This window comes from Klebsiella sp. Q11 (assembly GCF_964241505.1).
Taxonomy (GTDB): Bacteria; Pseudomonadota; Gammaproteobacteria; order Enterobacterales; family Enterobacteriaceae; genus Klebsiella; species Klebsiella michiganensis.
In genome coordinates this window covers 41,917-68,025 of record NZ_CAXSXW010000002.1, presented here as the reverse complement: position 1 = coordinate 68,025, position 26,109 = coordinate 41,917, and the positions used below count along the sequence as shown (strand labels likewise).

25 protein-coding genes are annotated in these 26,109 nt (G+C 56.0%); 13 read left to right on the top strand and 12 right to left on the bottom strand.

The genetic code is table 11. The annotated features are described in order from the left end of the window. Positions 1–28 precede the first annotated feature (28 nt). The 7 genes from ACESQ2_RS02715 to ACESQ2_RS02685 form a co-directional block, all read right to left on the bottom strand. Positions 29–1,366, bottom strand: a complete 1,338-nt coding sequence (locus ACESQ2_RS02715) for an MFS transporter (RefSeq protein WP_071846050.1) — start codon at positions 1,364–1,366, stop codon at positions 29–31. A 179-nt stretch (positions 1,367–1,545) separates the two neighbouring features. After that, a complete protein-coding gene (gene dgoD, locus ACESQ2_RS02710; RefSeq protein ID WP_373170145.1) occupies positions 1,546–2,694 on the bottom strand; it encodes a galactonate dehydratase in 1,149 nt (382 codons plus the stop codon). After that, positions 2,691–3,308: a 2-dehydro-3-deoxy-6-phosphogalactonate aldolase gene (locus tag ACESQ2_RS02705; protein WP_014227330.1), complete on the bottom strand. Its 618-nt coding sequence runs from the start codon at positions 3,306–3,308 to the stop codon at positions 2,691–2,693. The genes dgoD and ACESQ2_RS02705 overlap by 4 nt, the downstream gene beginning before the upstream one ends. Beyond that, entirely contained in the window at positions 3,292–4,167 is an 876-nt protein-coding gene (locus tag ACESQ2_RS02700; protein WP_049070884.1) for a 2-dehydro-3-deoxygalactonokinase, read from the bottom strand. The genes ACESQ2_RS02705 and ACESQ2_RS02700 overlap by 17 nt, the downstream gene beginning before the upstream one ends. Further along, the gene (gene dgoR, locus ACESQ2_RS02695) at positions 4,164–4,853 is read right to left on the bottom strand and encodes a D-galactonate utilization transcriptional regulator DgoR (protein WP_032694289.1); all 690 of its coding nucleotides are present in this window, start codon (positions 4,851–4,853) and stop codon (positions 4,164–4,166) included. Before dgoR ends, ACESQ2_RS02700 begins: the two co-directional genes overlap by 4 nt. Positions 4,854–5,094: 241 nt before the next feature. Then, positions 5,095–5,907 carry a sugar-phosphatase gene (yidA, locus tag ACESQ2_RS02690; protein ID WP_004855697.1) on the bottom strand — a complete coding sequence of 271 codons (813 nt, stop codon included), beginning with the start codon at positions 5,905–5,907 and terminating at the stop codon, positions 5,095–5,097. A gap of 115 nt (positions 5,908–6,022) precedes the next feature. After that, positions 6,023–7,048 (bottom strand): NAD(P)-dependent alcohol dehydrogenase, encoded by a 1,026-nt coding sequence (locus ACESQ2_RS02685; protein WP_373170144.1) that lies wholly within the window; start codon positions 7,046–7,048, stop codon positions 6,023–6,025. Positions 7,049–7,158: 110 nt separating this feature from the next. Between ACESQ2_RS02685 and ACESQ2_RS02680 the strand changes: the two genes are divergently transcribed. Then, on the top strand, positions 7,159–8,094 hold the full coding sequence (locus ACESQ2_RS02680) for a LysR family transcriptional regulator (protein ID WP_046877132.1): 936 nt from the start codon (positions 7,159–7,161) through the stop codon (positions 8,092–8,094). Between the two features lie 32 nt (positions 8,095–8,126). Here the strand turns inward: ACESQ2_RS02680 and gyrB are convergent, their stop codons facing one another. The 4 genes from gyrB to dnaA form a co-directional block, all read right to left on the bottom strand. Further along, entirely contained in the window at positions 8,127–10,541 is a 2,415-nt protein-coding gene (gene gyrB, locus ACESQ2_RS02675; RefSeq protein ID WP_046877120.1) for a DNA topoisomerase (ATP-hydrolyzing) subunit B, read from the bottom strand. 28 nt (positions 10,542–10,569) lie between these two features. Then, positions 10,570–11,643: a DNA replication/repair protein RecF gene (recF, locus tag ACESQ2_RS02670; RefSeq protein WP_032694288.1), complete on the bottom strand. Its 1,074-nt coding sequence runs from the start codon at positions 11,641–11,643 to the stop codon at positions 10,570–10,572. Between the two features lie 148 nt (positions 11,644–11,791). Beyond that, positions 11,792–12,892, bottom strand: a complete 1,101-nt coding sequence (gene dnaN / locus ACESQ2_RS02665) for a DNA polymerase III subunit beta (RefSeq protein ID WP_004107206.1) — start codon at positions 12,890–12,892, stop codon at positions 11,792–11,794. 4 nt (positions 12,893–12,896) lie between these two features. Continuing rightward, positions 12,897–14,297: a chromosomal replication initiator protein DnaA gene (gene dnaA, locus ACESQ2_RS02660; RefSeq protein ID WP_004871826.1), complete on the bottom strand. Its 1,401-nt coding sequence runs from the start codon at positions 14,295–14,297 to the stop codon at positions 12,897–12,899. A 621-nt stretch (positions 14,298–14,918) separates the two neighbouring features. Here dnaA and rpmH point away from each other — a divergent pair. The 10 genes from rpmH (at position 14,919) to ACESQ2_RS02610 (ending at position 23,082) form a co-directional block, all read left to right on the top strand. Then, positions 14,919–15,059 carry a 50S ribosomal protein L34 gene (rpmH, locus tag ACESQ2_RS02655; protein WP_004871828.1) on the top strand — a complete coding sequence of 47 codons (141 nt, stop codon included), beginning with the start codon at positions 14,919–14,921 and terminating at the stop codon, positions 15,057–15,059. Positions 15,060–15,074: 15 nt separating this feature from the next. Then, positions 15,075–15,434 (top strand): ribonuclease P protein component, encoded by a 360-nt coding sequence (gene rnpA / locus ACESQ2_RS02650; protein WP_004871829.1) that lies wholly within the window; start codon positions 15,075–15,077, stop codon positions 15,432–15,434. Continuing rightward, the gene (gene yidD / locus ACESQ2_RS02645; RefSeq protein ID WP_004871831.1) at positions 15,398–15,655 is read left to right on the top strand and encodes a membrane protein insertion efficiency factor YidD; all 258 of its coding nucleotides are present in this window, start codon (positions 15,398–15,400) and stop codon (positions 15,653–15,655) included. Before rnpA ends, yidD begins: the two co-directional genes overlap by 37 nt. A gap of 2 nt (positions 15,656–15,657) precedes the next feature. Next, positions 15,658–17,304 (top strand): membrane protein insertase YidC, encoded by a 1,647-nt coding sequence (gene yidC / locus ACESQ2_RS02640; protein WP_004855708.1) that lies wholly within the window; start codon positions 15,658–15,660, stop codon positions 17,302–17,304. 93 nt (positions 17,305–17,397) lie between these two features. Continuing rightward, the gene (gene mnmE / locus ACESQ2_RS02635) at positions 17,398–18,762 is read left to right on the top strand and encodes a tRNA uridine-5-carboxymethylaminomethyl(34) synthesis GTPase MnmE (protein WP_025107558.1); all 1,365 of its coding nucleotides are present in this window, start codon (positions 17,398–17,400) and stop codon (positions 18,760–18,762) included. Positions 18,763–18,894: 132 nt separating this feature from the next. Beyond that, positions 18,895–19,302 carry a GNAT family N-acetyltransferase gene (locus ACESQ2_RS02630; RefSeq protein WP_048262966.1) on the top strand — a complete coding sequence of 136 codons (408 nt, stop codon included), beginning with the start codon at positions 18,895–18,897 and terminating at the stop codon, positions 19,300–19,302. A gap of 179 nt (positions 19,303–19,481) precedes the next feature. After that, positions 19,482–20,666: an MFS transporter gene (locus tag ACESQ2_RS02625; protein WP_373170143.1), complete on the top strand. Its 1,185-nt coding sequence runs from the start codon at positions 19,482–19,484 to the stop codon at positions 20,664–20,666. Continuing rightward, positions 20,635–21,594 carry an HTH-type transcriptional regulator YidZ gene (yidZ, locus tag ACESQ2_RS02620; RefSeq protein WP_373170142.1) on the top strand — a complete coding sequence of 320 codons (960 nt, stop codon included), beginning with the start codon at positions 20,635–20,637 and terminating at the stop codon, positions 21,592–21,594. The genes ACESQ2_RS02625 and yidZ overlap by 32 nt, the downstream gene beginning before the upstream one ends. A gap of 146 nt (positions 21,595–21,740) precedes the next feature. Then, positions 21,741–22,478, top strand: a complete 738-nt coding sequence (locus ACESQ2_RS02615) for a 4'-phosphopantetheinyl transferase superfamily protein (RefSeq protein WP_014227339.1) — start codon at positions 21,741–21,743, stop codon at positions 22,476–22,478. Positions 22,479–22,515: 37 nt separating this feature from the next. After that, positions 22,516–23,082, top strand: a complete 567-nt coding sequence (locus ACESQ2_RS02610) for an NADPH-dependent FMN reductase (protein ID WP_032718759.1) — start codon at positions 22,516–22,518, stop codon at positions 23,080–23,082. 48 nt (positions 23,083–23,130) lie between these two features. Here ACESQ2_RS02610 and adeP read toward each other — a convergent pair whose 3' ends face one another. Continuing rightward, the gene (gene adeP / locus ACESQ2_RS02605; RefSeq protein ID WP_014839859.1) at positions 23,131–24,468 is read right to left on the bottom strand and encodes an adenine permease AdeP; all 1,338 of its coding nucleotides are present in this window, start codon (positions 24,466–24,468) and stop codon (positions 23,131–23,133) included. Between the two features lie 167 nt (positions 24,469–24,635). On the opposite strand from adeP, the gene yieH reads away from it, so the two are divergent. Next, complete coding sequence (gene yieH / locus ACESQ2_RS02600) at positions 24,636–25,301, top strand: 6-phosphogluconate phosphatase (protein ID WP_032751783.1); 666 nt, start codon at positions 24,636–24,638, stop codon at positions 25,299–25,301. A 21-nt stretch (positions 25,302–25,322) separates the two neighbouring features. Then, the gene (cbrC, locus tag ACESQ2_RS02595; RefSeq protein WP_196546012.1) at positions 25,323–25,910 is read left to right on the top strand and encodes a PF03691 family colicin E2 tolerance protein CbrC; all 588 of its coding nucleotides are present in this window, start codon (positions 25,323–25,325) and stop codon (positions 25,908–25,910) included. Positions 25,911–26,109 lie beyond the last annotated feature (199 nt).

Here is a 26,109-nt window from a genome sequence, read left to right as displayed (position 1 = left end):
TCGCATCAGGGTATCGTATCGGAAAGAATTAGCCTACTCGTTTGACATCCCCCACCAGCAGGATGTAAGAGAGCGCGCCCACCAGCGCAATAACGGAAATATAAACCAGCGCAGGGGCAAAACCATAGTCCTGGGCCAGATAGCCCACCACCAGCGGAACGGTGATACCGCCCAGCCCGCCGACGAAATTAAACATTCCACCGGTCAACCCGATAAGCCGCATCGGCGCAAGCGAAGAGACCAGCGACCAGGTAATGGAAGCGAAGCCGTTACCGAAGAAGGCCAGCGCCATCAGGACCATAATCCACACCGGATCGTTGGTATAGTTTGCGCCCATGATGCAGGTCGAGATCAGCAGGCCGCAGATAATCGGGGTTTTACGCGCGGCGCCTAATGAGAAACCTTTTCTCACCAGCCTGTCCGCCAGCCAGCCGGAGAGCAGCACGCCAACAAAGGCGGCAAGGAACGGAACCGTGGTCATAAAGCCCGCTTTCAGCGCCGTAATCCCCTTTTCCTGGGTCAGATAGTTGGGGAACCAGGTCAGGAAGAACCACAGCGTCGAGGTCACGGCAAACTGCCCAAGGTAAACGCCTATCAGTTTGCGATGGAATACCAGCTTCCAGTCGGCTTTGGTCAGCGGCTGCCGCGCCTCTTTTTTAACGGGCGCATCGCCGTCCACCAGACCACCGCCGTCGCGAATATAATCCAGCTCGGCTTTGCTGATGCTTTTCGTCAGACGCGGCGGCTGATAAACCTTAATCCAAATCAGTGACCATACGATCCCGATAGCGCCGGTAACGATAAATACCCAGTGCCAGCTCAGCATTTCCTGAATCCAGATTAATAGCGGGGTCAGGAATGCCAGCCCGACAAACTGGCCTGAGGTGTAAAAACCGACGGCTGATGCGCGCTCGTGCTCCGGAAACCAGCTGGTCACCATGCGATTATTGGTGGGAAACGCCGGCGCTTCAAATATCCCGGTAATCGCGCGCAGGCCAATCAACGACATCAGCCCCGTGGCAAATCCCTGCAGTAGCGTCGCCACCGACCAGCCAAAAATAGCGATAAAGTAGGTCAGCCTCGAGCCCACGCGGTCAAGGAACCAACCGCCGGGAATCTGGCAAAGCGTATACAGCCACGCGAAGGCGGAAAATACATATCCCATTTCCGCTTTGGTAATACCAAACTCTTCCTGAATATGCGCCGATGCCACCGCAAGGTTGGCGCGATCAACATAACAAATCACCACGGTAATAAAGATCATAATCAGCGTCAAATAACGACGACGCCCGGGTTTTGCAGCTGTAACTGAAATATCCATCGCAATCTGTCTCCAGATTTTGGGCATAGCGAGGCCGCTCACCATGCCCGGTAATTTACAGAGGGTTTATTTAAATTTTTTATTAATAACTTAACCGTAATGCGCTAAATAATTTGTGCTGGGGAAAGGCGGCAAATTTTCGCATTCCCAGGAGCATACATTAGTATGTGACTGGGATAAGAAAATGCAGCCAACGCATCAGCAGCGCAAAGTATGACGCGCATTTACCATTCCGCGACGCTACCATCCTCATGCCGCCACAACGGATTACGCCAGTCCGGCGCATTCTGACTTAATTCAATGACCCGCGCTTCATCGATTTCTACGCCAAGCCCGGGCTTCATTAATGGTTTAAAGAAACCGCCTTCCATATTGAAGTCGTCTTTATTTTTCACAAAGTCGAGTAATTCCGCGCCCTTGTTATAGTGAATGCCCATACTTTGCTCCTGGAAGACGGCGTTATAGGAGACAAAATCGACGTGCAGGCAGGCGGCAAGCGCAACAGGCCCCAGCGGGCAGTGCGGCGCCAGCGCCACGTCGTAGGCTTCGGCCATTCCGGCGATTTTATAGCACTCGGTAATACCGCCCGCGTGCGACAGATCGGGTTGGAGAATGGCCAGCCCACCGGCTTCCAGCACGCGTTTAAACTCGAAGCGCGAGAACATGCGTTCGCCCGCCGCGATAGGAATCGAGGTTTGCGCCGCCAGCCGCGGATAATATTCCGCCTGCTCAGCAAGAACCGGCTCTTCAATAAACAGCGGGCGATATTGCTCCAGCTCTTTAATCAGCACCTTCGCCATTGGCGCGCTAACGCGGCCGTGAAAATCGAGACCGAACTCAATTTCATTGCCGAACGCTTCGCGAATTTGCGCGACGGTATTCACCGCCGCATCCACCGCGCGAGAATTATCGATCAGCCCCAGCTCTTCGCAGCCGTTTAATTTGAAGGTATCAAAACCAATACAGCGCAGCTTCTTGATGCCATCAATCACCTCTGCCGGACGGTCGCCGCCAACCCAGCTGTAGGCTTTGATTTTGTCACGCACCAGGCCGCCCATTAGCTGCCAGACCGGCGCGTTCAGCACTTTGCCTTTAATATCCCACAGCGCCTGGTCGATACCGGCGATGGCGCTCATTAAAATCGGGCCGCCGCGGTAAAAGCCCGCGCGGTACATCACCTGCCACAGGTCGTTAATCCGCGCCGGATCCTGGCCTATGAGATATTCGCCGAGCTCATGCACCGCCGCCTCTACGGTGCGCGCGCGCCCTTCAATCACGGGCTCGCCCCAGCCAACCACGCCTTCGTCGGTTTCAATTTTTAGAAACATCCAGCGCGGGGGTAAACGATACGTGGTGAGTTTGGTTATTTTCATTGCACTGCCTCTCGATACGCTTTAACAAATGCTGCCGCCTGCCGTTGGGTACGCTCTACGGATTGGCCAGCGCGATAGAGATCGCTGCCCAGCCCGGCACCGGTACAGCCTGCTTTTATCCACTGCGCCAGATTTTCCGGCGTCACGCCGCCCACCGCAAAAACGGGCACCTCCGGCGGCAAAACGGCCTTTAGCGCTTTGATGTAATCAGGGCCAAAAGCCGAAGATGGGAAGACTTTCAACGCCTGAGCCCCGGCGTCCAGCGCGGCGAACGCCTCCGTCGCCGTCGCGCATCCGGGACAAACCGTCATGCCGTAGCTCACCGCACGGCGAATGACCTCCGGCTGAATATTGGGCGTGACGATAAGCCTGCAGCCCATTCGGGCAAGCTGGTCCACCCGCTCTGCATTAAGCACGGTGCCCGCGCCAATCAGCGCCTTATCACCATAAGCCTCAACAACGGCGGGAATACTCTTTTCCCACTGCGGTGAGTTAAGCGGAATTTCAACGGCGTCGAAGCCGGCGTCGATCGCCGCCCCCACGTGCGCCAGCGCCTCTTCCGGCGTAATCCCGCGCAGGATAGCGATAAGCGGTAAGTTAGTTTGCCACTGCATGGATGATGCTCCTTATTCCTGTCTGAAATGCGTTGTCGCCCGACACCACGCTGGTCTGACGGCCAATGGCGCTCAGTGCCTGCTGATAGCGGTTCGCCAGCGCCTCGCCGGCGACAATGGTGACCTGCTGGTCGCGAAAGCGTTGGCTCAGGGTGGCGACTTCCGCGCCAATCAGCAGTCCCGACAGAAACTCGCCGACATGCGCGCGCGGCAGCGAACCCAGCACGTGTGAAGCGCGAACTTCAAAAAGCTGCGGCAGGATGTCTGGCGAATGCAGGCCGCGCTCCAGCCCGGCGTTAAACGCGTCAGGAGCGGAGACCTGCTCCGGTAACCCGGCGCCGACCAGCGAGTGGCGCAGCAGCAGGTGGTGAAGTTCGCCGGTCATCACCGTGCGAAAGTCGTTAATTTGTTGGCGGTCTGCCTGCACCCATTTGCAGTGGGTGCCGGGCATCACGTAGACGGAAGAAGGGGCTATCGCCCGCGCGCCGAGGAGCTGAGTCTCTTCGCCGCGCATCACATTATGGTTATCGTCGCGAGAGACGCTGAGTCCGGGAATAATCCAGACGTTGTCGCTAACGGCAGTTAATTGTTCACCAATGGCGGAGAAATGAACGGGAACCGGCAAGTAGGGTACCGCCTGCCAGCCGACGTTACTGCCGACCATTCCTGCCATCACCGCCGGGGTCGCGCCGTCGCGCCAGCCCCGGGTTATTTCGCTAAACACCGCGGCGGGGGAGTGTCCGTTCAGACGCGTGACGCCTGCTTCCGATTGCCTGCTCTCCAGGCACCGTTCGCCCTGATAGAGCCAGGCGCGCAGGTTGGTCGATCCCCAGTCAATTGCGATGTAGCGAGATGTCATGTGATTTCCTTTAACCTTCGTGTCGAGCTGGCGATCATGGTGAGCGCCGCCTGCTCCGCCGCTTCGCTGTCCTGATGCCGGATGGCGTCAAACAGCGCCTTATGTTCCTGGAGCGTTTTCGGCATGTTAGCCTCATCGCCCATCCACGTTCTTTCAAATACCGCCCGCTGTAGCGAGCTGATCGCCACGTTGAGCTGCTGCAGAACCGGGTTATGCACCGACTGCAGCACCGCCTCGTGATAGCGAATATCCGCTTCGTTAAACGCTTCCCTGTCCTGGTTATTGGCGATCATGTCGTTGAGCGCGTCTTCTATTTGCGCCAGGTCGCTCGACGTCGCGCGCTCTGCCGCCCAGCGGGCGATCGCGGGTTCAACCAGGTTACGTACCTCGCTCATCGCGCTAATCAGCCGCGGGTCGTAATCACTCTCCAGCACCCACTGTAAAACGTCGGTGTCGAGATAATTCCACTGGTTGCGCGGGGTAACGAACGCGCCGCGATAGCGCTTCATTTCAATCAGCCGTTTAGCCATCAACGAACGGAACACTTCGCGAATGATATTGCGCGAGGTGGCAAACTCCTCACACAGGTCGGCTTCAGCGGGCAGCGCAGAGCCGGGAACGTATTTGCCGCTGACAATCTGCTTGCCCAGCGTGATGAAGATGCGATCGGTTTTATTGAGAGTCATGGAAAGTCCTTGTGCTCTGGATGTCTCTCTACTTTACCGCGACAGGCGGTTTTAACCGCAACTTTGTAGTACTAACGTGATGTCACTCGTCATTGCTATGGACACAATGTAGTACAACACAAACATGTTGTACTACAATTTAGATCACAAAAACGACAATTCGGTTTGGTGATTTTGCGGCGGGGTAAACTCAGGGCATAAAAAAACCCGCGATTAACGCGGGTTTTTCAGAAAGAGATTTTTAGTTTAAGACATATTTTTCAATAGCATATGCCACACCGTCTTCCAGGTTGGATTTGGTGATAAAGTTTGCCGCTTCTTTGACGGCCGGAATCGCGTTATCCATCGCCACACCGACGCCAGCGTATTCAATCATCGCGATGTCGTTTTCCTGATCGCCAATCGCCATCACCTCTTCCGGCTGGATGCCCAGCGCATCGGCCAGCGATTTCACGCCGGTACCTTTGGTGACGCGTTTATCAAGAATTTCAAGGAAGTACGGCGCGCTTTTCAGCACGGTGTACTTCTCTTTCACCTCAGCCGGAATGCGGGCGATAGCCTTGTCCAGAATCGCCGGCTCATCGATCATCATCACTTTCAGCAGCTGGATATTCGGATCCATCTTTTCGGCTTCGCAGAAGACCAGCGGGATCGTCGCCACGTAGGATTCATGTACCGTGTAATAGCTCACATCGCGGTTCGCGGTATACAGGGTGTTACGATCGAGCGCGTGGAAGTGGGAGCCGACATCGCGGGCCAGCTGTTCCAGATAGCGGTAGTCGTCGTAGCCCAGCGCGGTTTGCGCAACGGTACTGCCGTCGCTCGCCTTCTGCACTAAAGCACCGTTATAGGTGATGCAGTAATCTCCTGGCTGCTCCATATGCAGTTCTTTCAGATAGCTGTGCACGCCAGCGTAAGGACGGCCGGTGGTCAGCACCACGTTGACGCCGCGTTCACGGGCTGCGGCAATCGCGGTTTTCACCGCAGGAGAGATAGTGTGGTCAGGCAGCAGCAGCGTGCCGTCCATATCGATTGCAATCAGTTTAATAGCCATGAAATCCCCGGGTAAGATGAGTCCTTACTCATGCTAACGCGATTAAGCCCACAAAAATAGAGCTACATTGCGCAGCAGAACCCCCCCTTTTAGGCAAGATCCGGGGAACGGGGTCTTACTCGCGGGTGAGCACGATTTTGCCAAACGCACCGCGATCGAGGTGTTCAAGCGCCTGCGCAAGCTGGTTAAAGCGGTAACGGTGCTCAATCACCGGTTTCAGCCTGGTCACGTCAACGGCGCGGACAAAATCTTCCAGCGCGCGGCGGTGCCCAACGCCAATACCTTGAATCACCGGGGATTTCAGCAACAGTTCGCCTGCCGGTAGCGAGATTTCACTGCCGGCCAGCACGCCGATGACCGAAATACGCCCATGAACCGCCACGGCGCGCAGGGAATGCCTCAGGTTCTCCCCGCCAACGGTTTCAATGATGTGGTCGATGCCGCGATCGTTCGTCAGTTCGTATATCCCTTCAGCCCAGTCGCCCTTAAGCCGGTTGATGCCATAATCGGCGCCGAGTTGTTTGGCCCGCGCCAGTTTTTCATCGCTCCCGGACGTGACAAAAACCTCTGCCCCCTGCGCTTTGGCAATTTGCAAAGCGAATATCGCCACACCGCCCGTGCCCTGCACCAGTACCGATTGCCCGGCGCGTAAATGACCGCGCTCCACCAGCGCGAACCATGCGGTAAGCCCGGCGCACGGTAACGTGCTGGCCTCGGCGTCATCCAGGGTTTCCGGGGCGGCCACCAGCCCGTTTTCATTCACAATCACGTACTCAGACAGCATGCCCTGGAAGTAACCGCCGGTCGTTTTATAGGGCAAAGTGCGGGCGTCCGCTGTTGGCCTACCGTCGATCCACTCCGGGAAAAAGGTCGAGATGACGCGAGCGCCGGGTGTGAAACGCGTGACGCCCTCACCCGTACTTTCCACCACGCCCGCCATATCGGACGCCGGCGTAAACGGGAAGGAAAGCGCAATCGGCATGGTGCCTTCAATGACCATTTTATCGCGATAGTTGAGCGCAACGGCATTCACCCGTACGCGGACTTCACCCGGCCCTGCCTGCGGAACAGGCGCCTGGATGAGTTTGAGGTTGTCGCGCCCGAGGGCGTCCATGGACCAGCGTTGCATTGTCTCAGTCATTTTTTCTCTCCTGCCATTAAATAAGCTTCAGGAGCGACAGTCTACCGTTGACTCAGGGTCGCCAGTGGCGATAAGTTTTCCCATTATTGATGAAAGAAAAGATACAATCCGTGACCGATACGCTGAAGGATATTCCGGTTTTTGTGGCCGCCGTTGAGGCGGGGAGTTTTGCTCAGGCCGCAATCCGTTTGCATTTGTCGCGTTCGGCGGTGGGAAAGAGCATCGCTCGCCTTGAGGAGCGACTGGGGGTACGTCTGTTTCAACGTACGACCCGCAGCCAGAGCCTGACCGACAACGGCGCCCTTTTTTATGAACACTGCCTGCGCGCGCTGGAGGAAATTCGGGGCGCAGAATCGCTGCTGGAAACGGGGAAACAGCAGGTCAGTGGCCGCCTGCGCGTGGCCATGCCGGTGCTGTTTGGCCGCCAGTGCGTCGCCCCGCTGCTGATCGCGCTGGCGCAGGAACATCCAGGCCTTGAGCTGGAGATGTCATTCAGCGATCGCGTGGTGGATCTCGTCGAGGAAGGGTTTGATATGGCGGTGCGTAACGGCACGCTTCAGGACAGCAGCGTTCTGGTCGCCAGAAGACTGGGAGAACACCGCATGGTGCTGTGCGCCGCGCCGGATTATCTGCTGAAGAAGGGCACGCCGCAAAGCGTTGATGATTTACCCCATCATGCGGCCATTAACTATCTGCAGGCCGGCAGAGTGCTCTCCTGGCAGCTGATGGATAGCGAAGGTGCCTCGCACACCTTCACTCCCCGTTCATCGCTCAATATGGATGATTTGCAGGCGATCTGCGACGCTGCGCTGGCCGGACACGGCATTGCATGGCTGCCCTGCTGGATGGTCAGCAAAGAAATTCATCAGGGAAAACTCGTTCCGCTGTTAAAGCAGGCGCCGGATGTGCGCTTCGACGTTCACGCGGTCTGGCAACAGACGCCGCATCTACCGCTGAGGGTGAGAATTGCCGTCGATACGCTCGCCAGCCGCTTACCGTCCGTGATGTCGCTGGACAGGCCTGAGCCCACAAAAAAGCCGCGCTAAACGCGCGGCCTGAGTATGGCGGTGTACGACGATTAAATATCGATGTTTGCCGCTTTGAGGGCGTTCTCTTCGATAAAGGCGCGACGCGGTTCAACGGCGTCCCCCATCAGGGTCGTGAACAGCTGGTCAGCGGCAATCGCGTCCTTGACGGTCACGCGCAGCATGCGGCGGCTGTCCGGATCCATGGTAGTTTCCCACAGCTGATCCGGGTTCATCTCACCAAGACCTTTATAGCGCTGGATAGAGAGGCCGCGACGGGACTCCTTCACCAGCCAGTCCAGCGCCTGCTCGAAGCTGGCCACCGGCTGACGACGTTCGCCGCGCTCGATAAAGGCATCGTCTTCAATCAGACCGCGCAGCGTTTCGCCCAGCGCGCAGATACGGTGGTATTCCGGCCCGGTGACAAACTCATGATCCAGCGGATAATCGGTATCCACGCCGTGGGTACGCACGCGAACGATCGGCTCAAACTGCTGCAGCTCGGCGTTCTCGCGGACATCAAATTTCCACTGGCTGCCGTGCTGCTCTTTCTCGTTCAGCTCGCTCACCAGGGCGTTGATCCAGCGCGTTACGGTCTGCTCGTTCGCCAGGTCGGCCTCCGCCAGCGTAGGCTGATAGATAAGCTCTTTCAGCAGGGCTTTCGGGAAGCGACGCTCCATACGACCGATCATTTTCTGCGTGGCGTTATACTCGGCAACCAGTCTCTCCAGCGGCTCGCCGGCCAGGGCCGGCGCGTTGGCGTTGGTATGCAAAGTGGCGCCATCCAGCGCGATGGAGATTTGGTACTGATCCATCGCTTCGTCGTCTTTAATGTACTGTTCCTGCTTGCCTTTCTTCACTTTGTACAGCGGCGGCTGGGCAATGTAGACGTGTCCGCGCTCAACGATTTCCGGCATCTGGCGATAGAAGAAGGTCAGCAGCAGCGTACGAATGTGCGAGCCGTCGACGTCCGCATCGGTCATGATGATGATGCTGTGGTAGCGCAGTTTGTCCGGGTTGTACTCATCGCGGCCAATGCCGCAGCCCAGCGCGGTAATCAGCGTCGCCACTTCCTGAGACGCGAGCATTTTGTCAAAGCGCGCTTTCTCAACGTTAAGGATTTTACCTTTCAGCGGAAGAATCGCCTGGTTCTTACGGTTACGCCCCTGTTTCGCAGAGCCGCCCGCAGAGTCCCCTTCCACTAAGTACAGTTCAGAGTGCGCGGGGTCGCGTTCCTGACAGTCCGCCAGCTTGCCCGGCAGGCCAGCCAGATCCAGCGCGCCTTTACGGCGAGTCATTTCACGCGCGCGACGTGCGGCTTCGCGCGCGCGCGCCGCGTCGATGATTTTACCGACCACGATTTTGGCGTCAGACGGGTTTTCCAGCAGGTATTCGTTCAGCAGTTCGTTCATCTGCTGTTCGACCGCCGATTTCACCTCGGAAGAGACCAGCTTGTCTTTGGTCTGCGAGGAGAATTTCGGATCCGGCACCTTCACGGAGACCACGGCAATCAGGCCTTCACGGGCATCGTCGCCGGTGGCGCTGACTTTCGCTTTTTTGCTATAGCCTTCTTTATCCATGTAGGCGTTCAGGGTACGGGTCATTGCCGCACGGAAGCCTGCAAGGTGGGTACCGCCGTCGCGCTGCGGAATGTTGTTGGTAAAGCAGTAGATGTTTTCCTGGAAACCATCGTTCCACTGCAGCGCAACTTCAACGCCGATGCCGTCTTTTTCGGTGGAGAAATAGAAGATATTCGGGTGGATCGGCGTTTTGTTTTTGTTCAGATATTCGACGAACGCTTTGATACCGCCTTCGTAGTGGAAATGATCTTCTTTACCGTCGCGCTTGTCGCGCAGGCGAATCGACACCCCGGAGTTCAGGAACGACAGCTCGCGCAGGCGTTTTGCCAGAATCTCGTATTCGAATTCGACCACGTTGGTAAAGGTTTCGTAGCTCGGCCAGAAGCGAACCATGGTGCCGGTTTTTTCGGTTTCGCCGGTAACCGCCAGCGGCGCCTGCGGCACGCCGTGGGCATAAATCTGACGGTGAATTTTGTTATCGCGCTGAATGACCAGCTCCAGCTTCTGCGACAGGGCGTTAACAACGGAAACGCCTACGCCATGCAGACCGCCGGAAACTTTATACGAGTTATCATCGAATTTACCGCCCGCGTGCAGAACGGTCATGATCACTTCCGCCGCCGACACGCCCTCTTCCGGGTGAATACCGGTCGGAATACCGCGGCCGTCATCCTGTACGGAGACGGAGTTGTCGCTGTGGATAGTAACAACGATGTCTTTACAGTAACCTGCGAGCGCTTCGTCGATAGCGTTATCCACAACCTCGAATACCATGTGGTGCAGACCGGTGCCGTCATCCGTGTCGCCGATATACATACCCGGGCGCTTACGCACCGCATCCAGCCCTTTCAGGACTTTGATACTGGAGGAGTCATAAGAATTCGACATCAACGTTTCTCGCTCATTTCATCTTAGGTTAATCCGCTATTTTACCCTTTTCCACGGTAAACATCTTCGAATTTTCGTCCGACATGTCCATAACGTGTTCAGCGCTAATGGCGCTGACGAAAACCTGCGACTGCGTGGCTTTTAAGCGGCTGGCCAGCAGCCCGCGCCGCGCGTCGTCAAGTTCCGAGGCAAAATCATCAATCAGGTACAGGCAGCGCCGCCCGCTTTCACGGGTCAGAAACTCGCCTTGCGCCAGTCGTAGGGCGCACATCAGCAGCTTAAGCTGCCCGCGTGACAATGTATCCTCTACCGGCGCGCCGTCAGCACGAATGCGGAAATCCGCTTTGTGCGGGCCGTGGGCGGTATAGGTTAGCATGCGGTCGCGTTCGAAATTTCGCTCCAGCACCTCGGCATAATCCGTTTCTTTCTCCCAGCCGCGCTGGAAAGAGAAGGTGAGAGCAAACTCCGGTAAAAACTGCCGACAGGTATCCGCCATGTCTTCGACGATAGCGGCACTGTATTCGGCCCGCCAGCGGCTGATTTGCTCCGCCAGCGGTATCAGCTCCAGATCCCAGGGCCGCAGCTGTGCATAGCGGCTGACCTGACGCAGCGCGGCGTTGCGCTGCTTCACCAGGCGCTTCAGGTTGCTCCAGGCGGTAAAGAATCCGGCTTCGTTGTGGAAGCATCCCCAGTCAAGGAACGCTCTTCTGTATTTGGGGCCGCCGTTGAGTAAAGTAAACCCCTCGGGCGTAATCAGCTGCATCGGCATCAGGTGCGCCAGCTCCGCCACTTTATGCCCGTCAGTGCCGTCGATACGCACCTTGCTGTCGCCCTGCTTATCTTTCGTCAGGCCGATGGCGACTTCTCGCTCTTCGCCCTGCAGGCGACCGTGCAGAACAAATGACTCCTGCTCGTGACGAATCACGCGGCCAATCTGCAAGCTACGAAACGCCCGACCGTGGCCGAGCGTATAGATAGCTTCAAGCACGCTGGTTTTGCCGCTGCCGTTAGCGCCAACCAGGAAGTTAAAGCCGGGGGATAGGGCGAGATCCGCATTTTCAATATTGCGGAAGTCTTTGATTAGAAGTCGGGATAGCGACATATCAGCTCGTCATCATTCAAGGGGCGTGGGTGTCGCAGCCAGTTCGTCTACCGCCAGCGCGCAGAAAGCGGAGCGTACACGAAGTACGTGAGCATTTCGAGCACTGCCGGAAGGCGAAATGGCAAGTAAACCAGCCCCTTTGCAGATTCTACAATCGCATAGGCATGACGACATAGGCTGCGGATTGAGAAGCCGCATCCTCAATCTGCACGCTCGACACGGAATCGGTCAGCAGAATACGCACATTCTCGCACTTCAGCGCGTTAAGCACATCCAGTACATAGCTGACGTTAAAGCCGATTTCCATCTCAGTCCCGGCATAGGTGACGTCCAGAATCTCTTCCGCTTCTTCCTGTTCCGGGTTATTGGCGGTGATTTTCAGCTGATTTTCACTGACGTAAAGGCGCACGCCGCGGAATTTTTCGTTAGAAAGAATCGCCGCGCGGGCAAAGGCCTGCTTGAGAATATCGCAGCCGGCATCCAGGTGCTTATCCGGGTTTTTCGGCAGTACGCGGCGATAGTCAGGGAAACGACCATCCACCAGCTTTGAAGTGAAGATAAAGTCGCCAACGTGAGCGCGGATATTGTTGCTGCCGATCTGCACGCGCAGCGGGGTATCGCCGCCGTCGAGCATACGCATCAGCTCAATCACGCCTTTACGCGGTACGATCACCGAATGATTGGGCAGGGACTCTTCCAGCGGCATCGAGCAAACCGCCAGGCGGTGGCCGTCGGTCGCCACGGTGCGCAGTTCGCTGCCTTCGGTTTCAAACAGCATGCCGTTCAAGTAATAGCGAACGTCCTGGTGAGCCATCGAAAACTGCGTCGCCTCGATCAGGCGCTTCATGGTCGCCTGCGGCAGGGTAAATTCAACTTCGCTCTGCCAGTCATCAAGGTTGGGGAAATCCGCTGCTGGCAGCGTAGAGAGCGAGAAGCGGCTGCGACCGGAACGCACCAGCATACGCTCGCCTTCCAGCTGTACCGCAATCTCCGCGCCTTCAGGCAGGCCGCGGCAGATATCAAAAAATTTACGCGCCGGAACGGTTGTTGCTCCCGCTTCGTGCGGCTGAATCAGCGCAACGCGCGCGACCATTTCCATTTCCAGATCGGTACCGGTCAGCGACAGCGCGCCATCGGTAACCTGAAGGAGCAGGTTGCCAAGAATCGGTAGCGTCGGACGACCACCTAAAGGACCGCTCACCTGTTGCAGCGGTTTTAATAAATGTTCACGTTCTACGGTAAATTTCATAGCGTCACGAGGATAATGTTCTGATTAAATTGGAAAAATCTTCTTTGATATCGTGGCTTTCTTCACGCAGTTGCTCAATCTTACGGCAAGCGTGCAGGACGGTGGTATGGTCGCGGCCGCCAAACGCATCGCCGATTTCCGGCAGACTGTGGTTGGTCAGCTCTTTTGCCAGCGCCATCGCCATCTGGCGGGGGCGCGCCACCGAACGGGAGCGGCGTTTAGACAGCAGGTCCGCTACCTTAATTTTGTAATACTCCGCCACCGTCTTTTGAATATTGTCGATGGTGACCAGTTTTTCCTGCAAAGCCAACAGATCGCGCAGCGCTTCGCGTACGAAATCGATGGTGATCGCCCGGCCGGTAAAGTTGGCGTTGGCGATAACGCGGTTCAGCGCCCCTTCCAGCTCACGTACGTTAGAGCGCAGGCGCTTGGCAATGAAGAACGCCACTTCGCCCGGCAGGCGGATGTCGTTTTCATCGGCTTTTTTCATCAGGATCGCCACGCGGGTTTCCAGCTCAGGCGGCTCGATCGCAACCGTCAGCCCCCAGCCGAAGCGTGATTTCAGACGATCTTCAACCCCGTTGATCTCCTTCGGATAGCGATCCGACGTCAGGATGATCTGCTGATTGCCTTCCAGCAGGGCGTTAAAGGTGTGGAAAAACTCTTCCTGCGAGCGCTCTTTATTAGCAAAAAACTGAATGTCATCGATCAGCAGTGCGTCAACGGAGCGGTAATAGCGCTTAAATTCTTCAATGGCGTTGTTTTGCAGGGCTTTTACCATGTCCTGTACAAAACGCTCGGAGTGCATGTAAACCACTTTCGCATTGGGTTTACGCGCCACAATTCCGTTACCCACCGCATGTAAAAGGTGCGTTTTACCCAGGCCGGTGCCGCCATAAAGAAACAGCGGGTTGTACGCGCCGCCGGGATTATCCGCAACCTGACGCGCCGCCGCGCGAGCCAGCTGGTTGGATTTACCTTCGACGAAGTTATCAAACGTATGTTTGACGTTGACGTTAGAGCGGTAGGTCGGTTCTGCCGGCGCCGGAACGTTATCCCAGCCCGGACGCACGATAGTGGGCGCAACGCGCGCCGTCTGGATCTGCTGCGCAGGCGCTGCGGCCGCAACGCTTACCGTACCTCTCTGCATCTGAACGGCAGGCTTAGCGCCCACCTCAAACCGCAGCTGTGGGGCATCCGCACCGCAAAAATCATTGAGGAGTCCATTGATATTATTGAGGTATTTATCCCTTACCCAATCGAGCACAAAACGGTTTGGCGCATACAGTGCCAGCGTGTTATCGCTCAATTCCGCCTGCAAAGGGCGTATCCACATGCTGAATTCTGTGGCTGGTAACTCATCCTGCAATCGGGCAAGACACTGCTGCCAAAGCGAAAGTGACACGGCGGACTCCACTCGAACAAAAATCGATATATAAAGAGAAACTGAAACAATCGTGATTGTTGGCACACGTCGACAAGACCCTGCATAGCCGAAAAGCCCCTGCACAAAAGGGGTGACGTGCGAACCGCTATCTGCGGTTATTACCCGATGCGGATCTCTGGATCCCGATCGGGACCGGGGATCATAGCCTAAACTGAGAAAGAGATCTTGTGTTTCTCAACAGATTCTTCCCGATTTATCCACAGGAAGGATCGAAGCTGGGTAAGTGTAATCGATCCTGGCTGGAGTGGAGCACGATTTCAGCCGCATATTGGAAAAATTAATGAACTATCCTGGTTTTGGGCTTAATCGATCTAACAAAGATCCTTTGCGATCCTTGCGCTTTATCCACCAGGTCGTATAATCCACCACCCGGCGCGTAATGCCCGTTTTCCGCAGCGTGCCATCGCCTGTTTTTTGTGCGGCAAGGTGCGAGAAATAAGGAAAGAGAATTGACTCCGGAGTGTACAATTATTACAATCCGGCCTCTTTAATCACCCACGCTGAGGCGTAGGCCGTTCGAAATTCGTTCGGATTTACGCGAAAGTCAGTGAAATTATTTAAGTTTAGGTAGAAATCGCCATGAAACGCACTTTTCAACCGTCTGTACTGAAGCGCAACCGTTCTCACGGCTTCCGTGCTCGTATGGCTACTAAAAATGGTCGTCAGGTTCTGGCACGTCGTCGTGCTAAAAGCCGCGCTCGTCTGACCGTTTCCAAGTAATAAAGCTAACCCTGAGTGGTTAAGCTCGCATTTCCCAGGGAGTTACGCTTGTTAACTCCCAGTCATTTCACTTTCGTCTTCCAGCAGCCATTACGGGCTGGCACGCCGCAAATCACCATCCTCGGCCGCCAAAATTCGCTGGGGCATCCCCGCATCGGTCTTACCGTCGCCAAGAAAAACGTCAAGCGCGCGCATGAACGCAATCGGATTAAACGTCTGACGCGTGAAAGCTTCCGTTTACGTCAACATGAACTCCCGCCAATGGATTTCGTGGTGGTGGCGAAGAAAGGGGTTGCCGACCTCGATAACCGTGCTCTCTCGGAAGCGTTGGAAAAATTATGGCGCCGCCACTGTCGCCTGGCTCGCGGGTCCTGATAGGCCTGATTCGGGTCTATCAGCGCCTGATTAGTCCGCTACTCGGGCCGCACTGTCGTTTCACGCCGACCTGTTCTCAATACGGAATTGAGGCATTGCGCAGGTTTGGATTGATAAAAGGCAGTTGGTTGACGGTGAAACGCGTATTAAAATGCCACCCTTTACACCCTGGTGGTGACGATCCCGTCCCGCCTGGACCATTTGATACCAGAGAACACTAACGATGGATTCGCAACGCAATCTTCTTATCATCGCTTTGTTGTTCGTGTCTTTCATGATCTGGCAAGCCTGGGAGCAGGATAACAATCCTCAACCCCAGCAGCAGACCACGCAGACAACGACCACAGCAACGGGTAGCGCCGCCGACCAGGGCGTACCGGCCAGTGGCCAGGGGAAACTGATTACGGTAAAAACCGATGTGCTTGACCTGACCATCAACACCCGCGGTGGTGATGTTGAGCAAGCGCTGCTTCTGGATTATCCGAAAGAGCTGAAGTCAACTGAGCCGTTCCAGCTTCTGGAAACCACGCCGCAGTTTACCTATCAGGCGCAGAGCGGCCTGACCGGTCGTGATGGCCCGGACAACCCGGCTAACGGACCGCGTCCGTTGTATAACGTCGATAAAGATGCGTTTGTGATGGCTGATGGCCAGAACGAAATCGTCATTCCTCTGACGTACACCGATAAAGCAGGCAACGTATTCACTAAAACTTTCACCCTGAAGCGCGGTGAATATGCGGTGAACGTCGGCTATAGCGTGCAGAACGCCAGCGAAAAACCGCTGGAACTGTCGACCTTTGGCCAGCTGAAGCAAACCGCCAACCTGCCGACGCATCGCGACACGCAGACCGGCGGCCTGACGACGATGCACACCTTCCGTGGCGCGGCGTACTCAACGTCTGAAACGAAGTACGAAAAATACAAATTCGATACTATCGTCGATAACGAAAACCTGAACGTCAGCACCAAAAACGGCTGGGTTGCCATGCTGCAGCAGTACTTTACTACCGCATGGGTTCCGCAGAACACCGGTACTAACAACTTCTACACCGCGAATCTCGGCAACGGTATTGTGGCAATCGGCTACAAATCTCAGCCGGTTCTGGTGCAGCCGGGTCAAACCGATAAGCTGGAAAGCACCCTGTGGGTCGGCCCGGCTATTCAGGACAAAATGGCTGCCGTTGCGCCGCATCTTGACCTGACCGTCGACTACGGCTGGCTGTGGTTTATCTCTCAGCCGCTGTTCAAACTGCTGAAATGGATCCATAGCTTCCTGGGCAACTGGGGCTTCTCCATCATCGTCATCACCTTTATCGTTCGTGGCATCATGTACCCGCTGACTAAAGCGCAGTACACCTCCATGGCGAAGATGCGTATGCTGCAGCCGAAGATTCAGGCAATGCGCGAGCGTCTGGGCGACGACAAGCAGCGTCAAAGCCAGGAAATGATGGCCCTGTATAAAGCTGAGAAGGTTAACCCGCTGGGTGGCTGCTTCCCGCTGATTATCCAGATGCCAATCTTCCTTGCGCTGTACTACATGCTGAGCGCCTCGGTTGAACTGCGTCATGCGCCGTTTATCCTGTGGATCCACGACCTGTCTGCGCAAGACCCGTACTACATCCTGCCGATCATCATGGGCGCGACGATGTTCTTCATCCAGAAGATGTCTCCGACCACCGTGACCGACCCGATGCAGCAGAAGATCATGACCTTTATGCCGGTCATCTTCACGGTGTTCTTCCTGTGGTTCCCGTCCGGTCTGGTGGTTTACTATATCGTCAGCAACCTGGTCACCATTATTCAGCAGCAGCTGATTTACCGTGGTCTGGAGAAGCGTGGCCTGCATAGCCGCGAGAAGAAAAAATCCTGATACTCTTGAATTATTTTGAGTATTTACGGTAACGTTAATGCCAGAGAAGGCGGTCATTAGACCGCCTTTTTTACATCTACATAGAGAGTCACCATGAGCCATAACGACACTATCGTCGCCCAGGCAACCCCACCGGGACGCGGTGGTGTGGGCATTCTGCGCATCTCTGGCCTGAAGGCGCGCGACGTTGCGCAGGCGGTGCTGGGCAAGCTGCCGAAGCCGCGCTATGCCGACTACCTGCCGTTTAAAGACAGCGACGGCAGCGCGCTGGATCAGGGGATTGCGCTGTGGTTCCCCGGCCCGAACTCCTTTACCGGCGAAGACGTGCTGGAGCTTCAGGGCCACGGCGGCCCCGTTATCCTCGACCTGCTTCTGAAACGCATTCTGACGCTGCCGGGCGTGCGCATCGCCAGGCCCGGCGAGTTCTCCGAGCGCGCGTTTTTAAACGACAAGCTCGACCTGGCACAGGCAGAAGCCATTGCCGACCTGATCGACGCCAGCTCCGAGCAGGCGGCGCGTTCTGCGCTGAATTCGCTGCAGGGCGCATTCTCCACTCGCGTAAACCATCTTGTGGAAGCGCTGACGCACCTGCGCATCTACGTGGAAGCGGCCATTGATTTCCCGGACGAAGAGATCGACTTCCTCTCCGATGGCAAAATCGAAGCCCAGCTAAACGACGTTATCGCCGATCTTGACGCCGTGCGCGCCGAAGCGCGCCAGGGCAGCCTGCTGCGCGAAGGGATGAAGGTCGTCATTGCCGGGCGGCCGAACGCCGGGAAATCAAGCCTGCTGAACGCGCTGGCGGGCCGGGAGGCGGCTATCGTCACCGATATTGCCGGTACCACCCGCGACGTGCTGCGCGAGCATATCCATATCGACGGTATGCCGCTGCACATCATTGATACCGCCGGCCTGCGCGATGCGAACGATGAGGTCGAACGTATCGGCATCGAACGCGCCTGGCAGGAGATTGAACAAGCCGATCGCGTGCTGTTTATGGTCGATGGTACCACCACCGATGCGACCGATCCGGCGGATATCTGGCCAGATTTTATCGCCCGTCTACCGAAAAACCTGCCGATTACCGTGGTGCGCAACAAGGCGGATATCACCGGCGAAACGCTGGGGCTGAGCGAAGTGAATGACCACTCACTTGTTCGCCTTTCGGCGCGTACCGGCGAGGGCGTAGACGTGCTGCGTAATCATCTCAAGCAGAGCATGGGCTTTGAAACCAATATGGAAGGCGGCTTTCTGGCGCGCCGCCGCCATCTGCAGGCGCTGTCCGACGCCGCAGAGCATCTTCAGCAGGGTAAAGCGCAGCTGCTGGGCGCCTGGGCTGGCGAGCTGCTGGCGGAAGAGCTGCGCCTGGCCCAGCAGAGCCTGAGCGAAATCACCGGCGAGTTTACCTCCGACGACCTGCTGGGACGCATTTTCTCAAGTTTCTGTATCGGTAAATAAGCTCAGTATGTGAGCATTGACTAACCCGCATTAACGTCCTGTTAAAGCGGGTTAATTTTTTCCTTTAGCGTCTTCACGGCGTATCGCTTTGTCTATTACCCTTATCGGTACCCCCACTTACCGGATACGACAATGATGGCTGATTACACCTTTATTGATACCGTCCCTTCGGCGGAAGATTTTTGTCGCCTGCGCGTCATATCAGGTATGTCGCCGCGCCCGCTGGAAGGCGCCCGCGCGGGTCTGCCGCGTAGCTGCTACGGCGTGCATGTCCTCTATGCGGACGTGCCCGTTGGTATGGGACGCATCGTCGGCGACGGCGCGCTGAACTTTGAAATCGTCGACGTCGCCGTGGACCCGGCCCATCAGGGAAAAGGTCTCGGTCGCCAGATCATGCAGAAAATCGTCTCCTGGCTGGATGAAAACGCGGTTAAAGGGGCATACGTCTCGCTGGTGGCGGATGTTCCCGAACTGTACGCCAAATTTGGGTTTTCCTGCGTCAGGCCAGAAAGTGAAGGTATGGCAAAGATCTGGAAATAATGCGGGACGCGATCGCTTGATTGGAAATATCAAAAAGCGATATAAAAACAAATAATTAAATTATCGCTGCACATCTTTCAACCGTTTTTCCTCCCAGGAAATCGTTGTTGTCCAAATGGCAACTCGTACTCCCGCACGAACCCCACTATTCTGTACCGCATTCTTATGCGAGGGGTTCTATGGCACGCTTTCTTATCTGCAGTTTTGCGCTGGTTCTGCTTTATCCATCCGGCATCGATATGTATCTGGTCGGTCTACCGCGCATTGCGCAGGATCTGGGGGCCAGTGAAGCGCAGCTGCATATCGCCTTTTCGGTTTATCTGGCGGGAATGGCCGCGGCGATGCTGTTTGCGGGTCGTATCGCCGATAAATCAGGGCGCAAGCCGGTGGCGATTTTCGGTGCCGTTGTCTTCATACTGGCCTCCCTTCTCTGCTCGCAGGCGCAGGTCAGCGCCCACTTCCTGGCTGGGCGTTTTATTCAGGGGATTGGCGCGGGCAGCTGCTACGTCGTCGCCTTTGCGGTGCTGCGCGATACCCTCGACGATCGCCGCCGGGCGAAGGTGCTTTCCCTCCTTAACGGTATCACCTGCATTATTCCGGTACTGGCGCCGGTACTCGGCCACCTGATTATGCTGAAATACCCGTGGCAGAGCCTGTTCTATACCATGACAGGCATGGGCGTTCTGGTGGGACTGCTCTCGGTCTTTATCTTGCGGGAAACGCGCCCCACAGCCGCGCCACATGCGGCGATGCAGGAAAATAATGTCCCCGAGTCGCTGCTTAACCGCTTTTTTCTCAGCCGAATAATCATAACCACCCTGAGCGTGACGGCTATCCTGACTTACGTTAACGTCTCCCCGGTGCTCATGATGGAAGTGATGGGCTTCGATCGCGGCACCTATTCCATGGCGATGGCGCTCATGGCGCTTGTTAGCATGGTGGTGTCGTTCTCAACGCCGTTCGCTTTGACGCTATTTAAGCCCCGCACCCTGATGCTGACCTCGCAGGTGCTGTTCTTTATCGCCGGCGTGCTGCTGAGCCTCTCCACCAGCCAGACGATGACGATGCTGGGTCTGGGGTTGATTTGCGCCGGGTTCTCCGCCGGCTTTGGCGTAGCAATGAGTCAGGCCCTTGGGCCATTCACCCTGCGCGCCGGCGTGGCGAGTTCTGTTTTGGGAATTGCTCAGGTCTGCGGCTCTTCACTGTGGATTTGGCTGGCGGCTATCATCGGACTCAGCGCGATGAATATGCTGATCGGGATACTTATTGCCTGTAGCATAGTGAGCATTGTTCTGATTATGGTCACCTCTCCGGCGCGGGCCGCGCAACGCTATGAAGAAACCCCTGTCGAGTCTCGATCTTAACCTGCTGCTGTGCCTGCAGCTCTTAACCCAGGAGCTCAGCGTCACCCGCACGGCGAAGCGGATGAACGTTTCGCCGTCGGCGGTGAGTAAATCGCTGGCTAAACTGCGCGTCTGGTTTGACGATCCGCTGTTTGTCAAAACGCCTCTGGGACTGTCACCCACGCCGCTGATGAGCAGTATGGAGCAGGATCTGGCGGACTGGATGCAGATGGGTAATCAGATCCTCGATAAGCCTCATCACACCATGCCGAGCGGGTTAAAGTTTGAGCTGGCGGCAGAGTCGCCGCTGCTGATGATCCTGCTGAATACGCTTTCGCAGCGGATCTACCAGCGCTATCCGCAGGCGCTGATCCGCCTGCGTAACTGGGATTATGATTCGCTGGATGCGATTATTCGCGGTGAAGTCGACATCGGTTTTTGCGGCCGGGAAACCCATCCTCGCTCCCGTGAACAGCTCAGCCTGCTGCCCTGGTATATCGATTTTGAAATCCTGTTTACCGATCTCCCGCAGGTATGGCTGCGCGCCGATCATCCCGCGCTGAACGAGGAGTGGAATCTGGACACTTTCCTGCGTTATCCGCATATCAATATCTGTTGGGAACAAAGCGATACCTGGGCGCTGGATGATGTTCTGCACGATCTGGGGCATAAACGCACCGTGGCGTTGACCGTTCCGGGTTTTGAGCAGTCGCTGTTTATGGCGGCCCAGCCTCATCATACGATGTTGGCCACCGCCCCGCGCTATTGCCAGCGTTATAATCAACAGCACCATCTGCCGCTGGTTTCACTCCCGTTGCCGCTGGAGCCGTCCCAGCTGGAGAAAATACGCGTCCCCTTCACCCTCCTGTGGCATAAGCGCAACAGCTACAATCCGAAGATCGTCTGGCTGCGAGAAACGCTCAGGCAGCTCTATACTGAACCGCTCTAGCGTTGGATTAGCCCGTCTTGCGCAATAAATTGTAAAATTTATGCAATTTATTGCGCAAGGAGTGATTTCCGCATTAAAACCTGGCAATTCTGAGCGATAATATAATTCGCAATTTTTATCATTGACCATTAATCACGGAGCGACGAATGGCAACGCATTTTGCAAGAGGGATACTCAACACCCGGGAACCGCTATCAACACGCCTGTCAGCGGCCTGTCATCAATCCGCCAGCCGCCTGCCTGAGTACCGACAAAGCCGCTATCGCGCATCACGGTCACTCCTCGCAGAACTCCTCTTTATGCTGTACGGCATCAGCGAACTTCCTGAAATTATTGACGAAGAGAATGGAAAACCCGCTTTCCGCGACGAAAATCTCCCGCGTTTTTCCATCTCCTATGCCGGGAATATTGTCGGCGTCGCGTTATCCACCGAAGGTGATTGCGGCCTGGATATGGAATTACCGCACGCCTCCCGCAGTTTACATGCCTCGCCCGACGCCGACCGCTACGTCTTTAACAGTAATGAGCGGGTATGGATTAGCAACCAGCACGATCCTGATGAAGCGCGCGCTCAGCTTGACGCACTCCGCAAAAGCGTCATGAAACTGACCGGTGAAAACGCCGTTAACCTCCAGCTTCTTCCGGGCTCCGGACGATTACGGACAAGCGGGACGCAGTCAATCGAAGCGGTGTGCGATGCCGAAACGGTGCTGGTCTGGTCCATCGCCGCCAGTCCGGATATCGGCCAGCTGAAAGTCTGGGAATATAATGGTAAAGAGGGCTGGCGCAGCCTGCCCGACGCGCAGGCTCGCGCCAAAGAGCCGTCCGCCCGGCTGATGCGTTTCACTCATTTACCGGTAGAAAAAGCCTTCTCCCTCAACTGACCGGATAACCCGGCCATCATGATGCAAAGGAGCAATCATGTCTGATACGTTGAAAGTTGTTACGTTACTCGGAAGTCTGCGCAAAGGCTCTTTTAATGCCATGGTCGCGCGTACCCTCCCCGGCATCGCGCCCGCAGGAATGGCGGTTTCCGCGTTACCGTCCATTGGCGATATTCCTCTCTATGATGCCGACGTCCAGCAGGAAGAGGGATTTCCACAAAGCGTTCAGGATATCGCTCAGCAAATTCGCGAGGCTGATGGCGTGGTTATCGTTACGCCGGAATATAACTACTCGGTTCCCGGCGGTCTGAAAAACGCCATTGACTGGCTGTCTCGCCTGCCGGAACAGCCGCTATCCGGTAAGCCGGTACTGATTCAAACCAGTTCAATGGGCGCGATTGGCGGCGCGCGCTGTCAGTATCATCTGCGCCAGATTCTGGTATTCCTCGACGCAATGGTGATGAATAAGCCCGAATTTATGGGCGGCGTGATTCAGAACAAAGTGGATCCGCAGGAGGGGAAAGTCGTCGATCAGAGTACGCTCGACCATCTGTCCGGACAGCTTAGCGCTTTTGCCGAATATATTCAGCGAGTTAAAGCCTGACAGACGCCGTCACACTCAGCCGTTCTGGCGAGTGTGACGGCGCGGGTATTAATGCGCGTCAATAAATACAATTTTCAGCACAAACAGCAGCGAAACCACAATCACGCATGGGCTGAGGTCGCGCAGTCGACCGGTACCGATCTTCATTACGCAGTAAGAGATAAAGCCTAAGGCAATACCTTCCGTAATGGAGAAGCTAAACGGCATCATCACGGCGGTAATAAACGCCGGCACTGATTCGGTTAAATCATCCCACTTCACGCGCGCAAGGCTGGAGGTCATCAGGACGCCAACGTAAATCAGCGCGCCGGCTGCGGCATAGGCCGGGACCATACCCGCCAGCGGCGACAGGAAGATCACCAGCAGGAACAAGAGACCAACGACCACAGCGGTTAAGCCAGTACGTCCGCCTACGGAAACGCCCGAGGAAGATTCAATATAGGCGGTTACGGAAGAGGTGCCGATAAAGGAGCCCGCAACGGACGAGACGCTATCGACAAATAGCGCCTGCTTCATCCGCGGGAACTTACCCTGCGCATCGGCCAGACCGGCTTTATCGGTCACGCCGATCAGGGTACCGGAGGAGTCGAACAGGTTCACCAGCATAAACGAGAAGATCACGCCCGCCAGGCCGAGATTCAGCGAGCCTGCCAGGTCAACATGCCCAATGACCGTCGTGACGCTCGGCGGCATGGATACGATTCCGGTGTAGTGAACGTCGCCCAGCAGCCAGCCCAGCAGCGTGGTAACCACGATAGAAACCAGCACCGCGGCGTGGATGTTGCGGGAAGCCAGAATCGCAATAATAAAGAAGCCAAGAATGCCCAGCAGTACGCTGTGGGACGTCAGGTTGCCGATGCTCACCAGGGTTTCCGGGTTGGCGACGATCACGCCGGCGTTCTTCAGGCCCATCATACCGATGAACAGGCCAATACCGCTGGTGATACCGATACGCAGGCTAACCGGGATATTGGCGATCATCCAGTAGCGTACGCGGAAAATCGTCAACAGCAACAGGCCAACCGCCCCCCAGAAAATCGCGCCCATCCCGACCTGCCACGGCAGGCCCATTGCCTGTACCACGACAAACGCAAAGAAGGCGTTCAGTCCCATCGCCGGCGCCAGGGCCACCGGAAGGTTAGCGAACAGGCCCATCATGATGCTGCCGAACGCGGCGATCAGACAGGTTGTGACGAACACGGCGCTGGTATCCATACCCGCCACGCCGAGGATCTGTGGGTTAACAAAAACGATGTACACCATTGTCAGAAAAGTGGTGAAACCTGCAATCGCTTCGGTGCGTGCCGTCGTGCCGTGTTCACGTAGTTTGAACACGCGCTCCAGCAGACCCGGGCCAGATGACTGGCTGGTTTGTTGTTGACTCATTATCGGTTTCCGAACAAAGGAGGGAAAATTCGTCGCTATCCTATACCAAAATGCGACAATAAGGGCGGTTGTGAGATACTTTTTTTCATCGATTTTGCTTATACGGCAACGATTGCGTCTCACTAATCAGCAAGACGAAAACGTTAACTTATTAAAATGGAATCGACATGACCCAACCAGAAGCAGTATTTTTCGACTGTGACGGCACGCTGGTCGACAGCGAGGTGATCTGCTCCCGCGCCTACGTTCACATGTTCAGGGAATTCGGCATTACGCTGGATTTAGACGAGATTTTTAAGCGCTTCAAAGGCGTCAAGCTGTACGAGATTATCGACACCATTAACGCGGAGTACGGCGTTAATCTGGACAAGGCGACCCTTGAGCCGGTGTACCGCGATGAAGTCGCGCGCCTGTTTGATACTGAACTGGAAGTCATTTCTGGCGCACAGGCGCTGCTGGACGCGGTCAGCGTGCCGATGTGCGTGGTCTCCAACGGCCCGGTGAGCAAAATGCAGCACTCTCTCGGTAAAACCGCAATGCTGCACCATTTCCCGGAGCGTCTGTACAGCGGCTACGATATCCAGCGCTGGAAGCCCGATCCGGCCCTGATGCTGCATGCCGCAAAAGCGATGAACGTTAACGTCAAGAACTGCATTCTTGTCGACGACTCCAGCGCAGGCGCGCAGTCGGGGATCGCCGCAGGCATGGAAGTGTTCTACTTCTGCGCCGATCCGCATAATAAGCCGATCGAACATCCGAAGGTGACGACGTTTACCCGCCTCGAAGAGCTACCTGAGCTATGGCAGGCGCGCGGCTGGAATATAACGCGATAAACATTAAAAAAAGGATTTTTTATGAGGCAGACTAAACCGTTACCCATCTTTAAATATCATCCCGCCCCCCTGGAAACAGGGGCATTCGCGCAGGACAAAACCGTGGTTTGCCAATGCTGCGAACAACAGACTTCGGTTTATTACATCTCGCCGTTCTACTGTGTGGAAGACGTGGAGCACCTCTGTCCGTGGTGTATAGCCGACGGCTCTGCGGCGGAAAAATTTAAAGGCTGCTTTCAGGACGAATGCAGCATTGAAGGCATCCAGGGACAGTTTGATGAAGAGGGTGAATTTAACGGTAGCTTTATAAGCCCTTATAGTGAAGAGCAGGAACTTGAGCTAAAAAGCCGCACGCCCGGCTATCGAGGCTGGCAACAGGAGTTCTGGCTCGCTCACTGTGGCGATTTCTGCGCCTTTCTTGGCTATGTCGGCTGGGAAGAGATAAAAGATCGTCTCAGCGAATTTGCCGATCTTGCGGACGATTGCGCGCAGTTTGGTATGAAGTATGAAGATCTGGCGAAATATTTGCGTAATGACGGCGATTGCCAGGGATATCTGTTCCGCTGCCTGAGCTGCGGTAAATTGCGCCTCTGGGCAGATTTTTCATAATAGACCGCCCCATGCCGGGTTGACTGGAATGCCAAAAGGGCTGCCGTATTGTGGTGATTTTATTAGGGAGAGGATTTCGCCAAAATCATTCAGCTGCCGGCCAGCCATGACAACGATGCGGAAACCAGAATTGTCGTCCCCCCGGAGGCGGCGCGTTGCGCCTGTCCGGGCTACCGATCCGCATAAGGCTGCGAACACC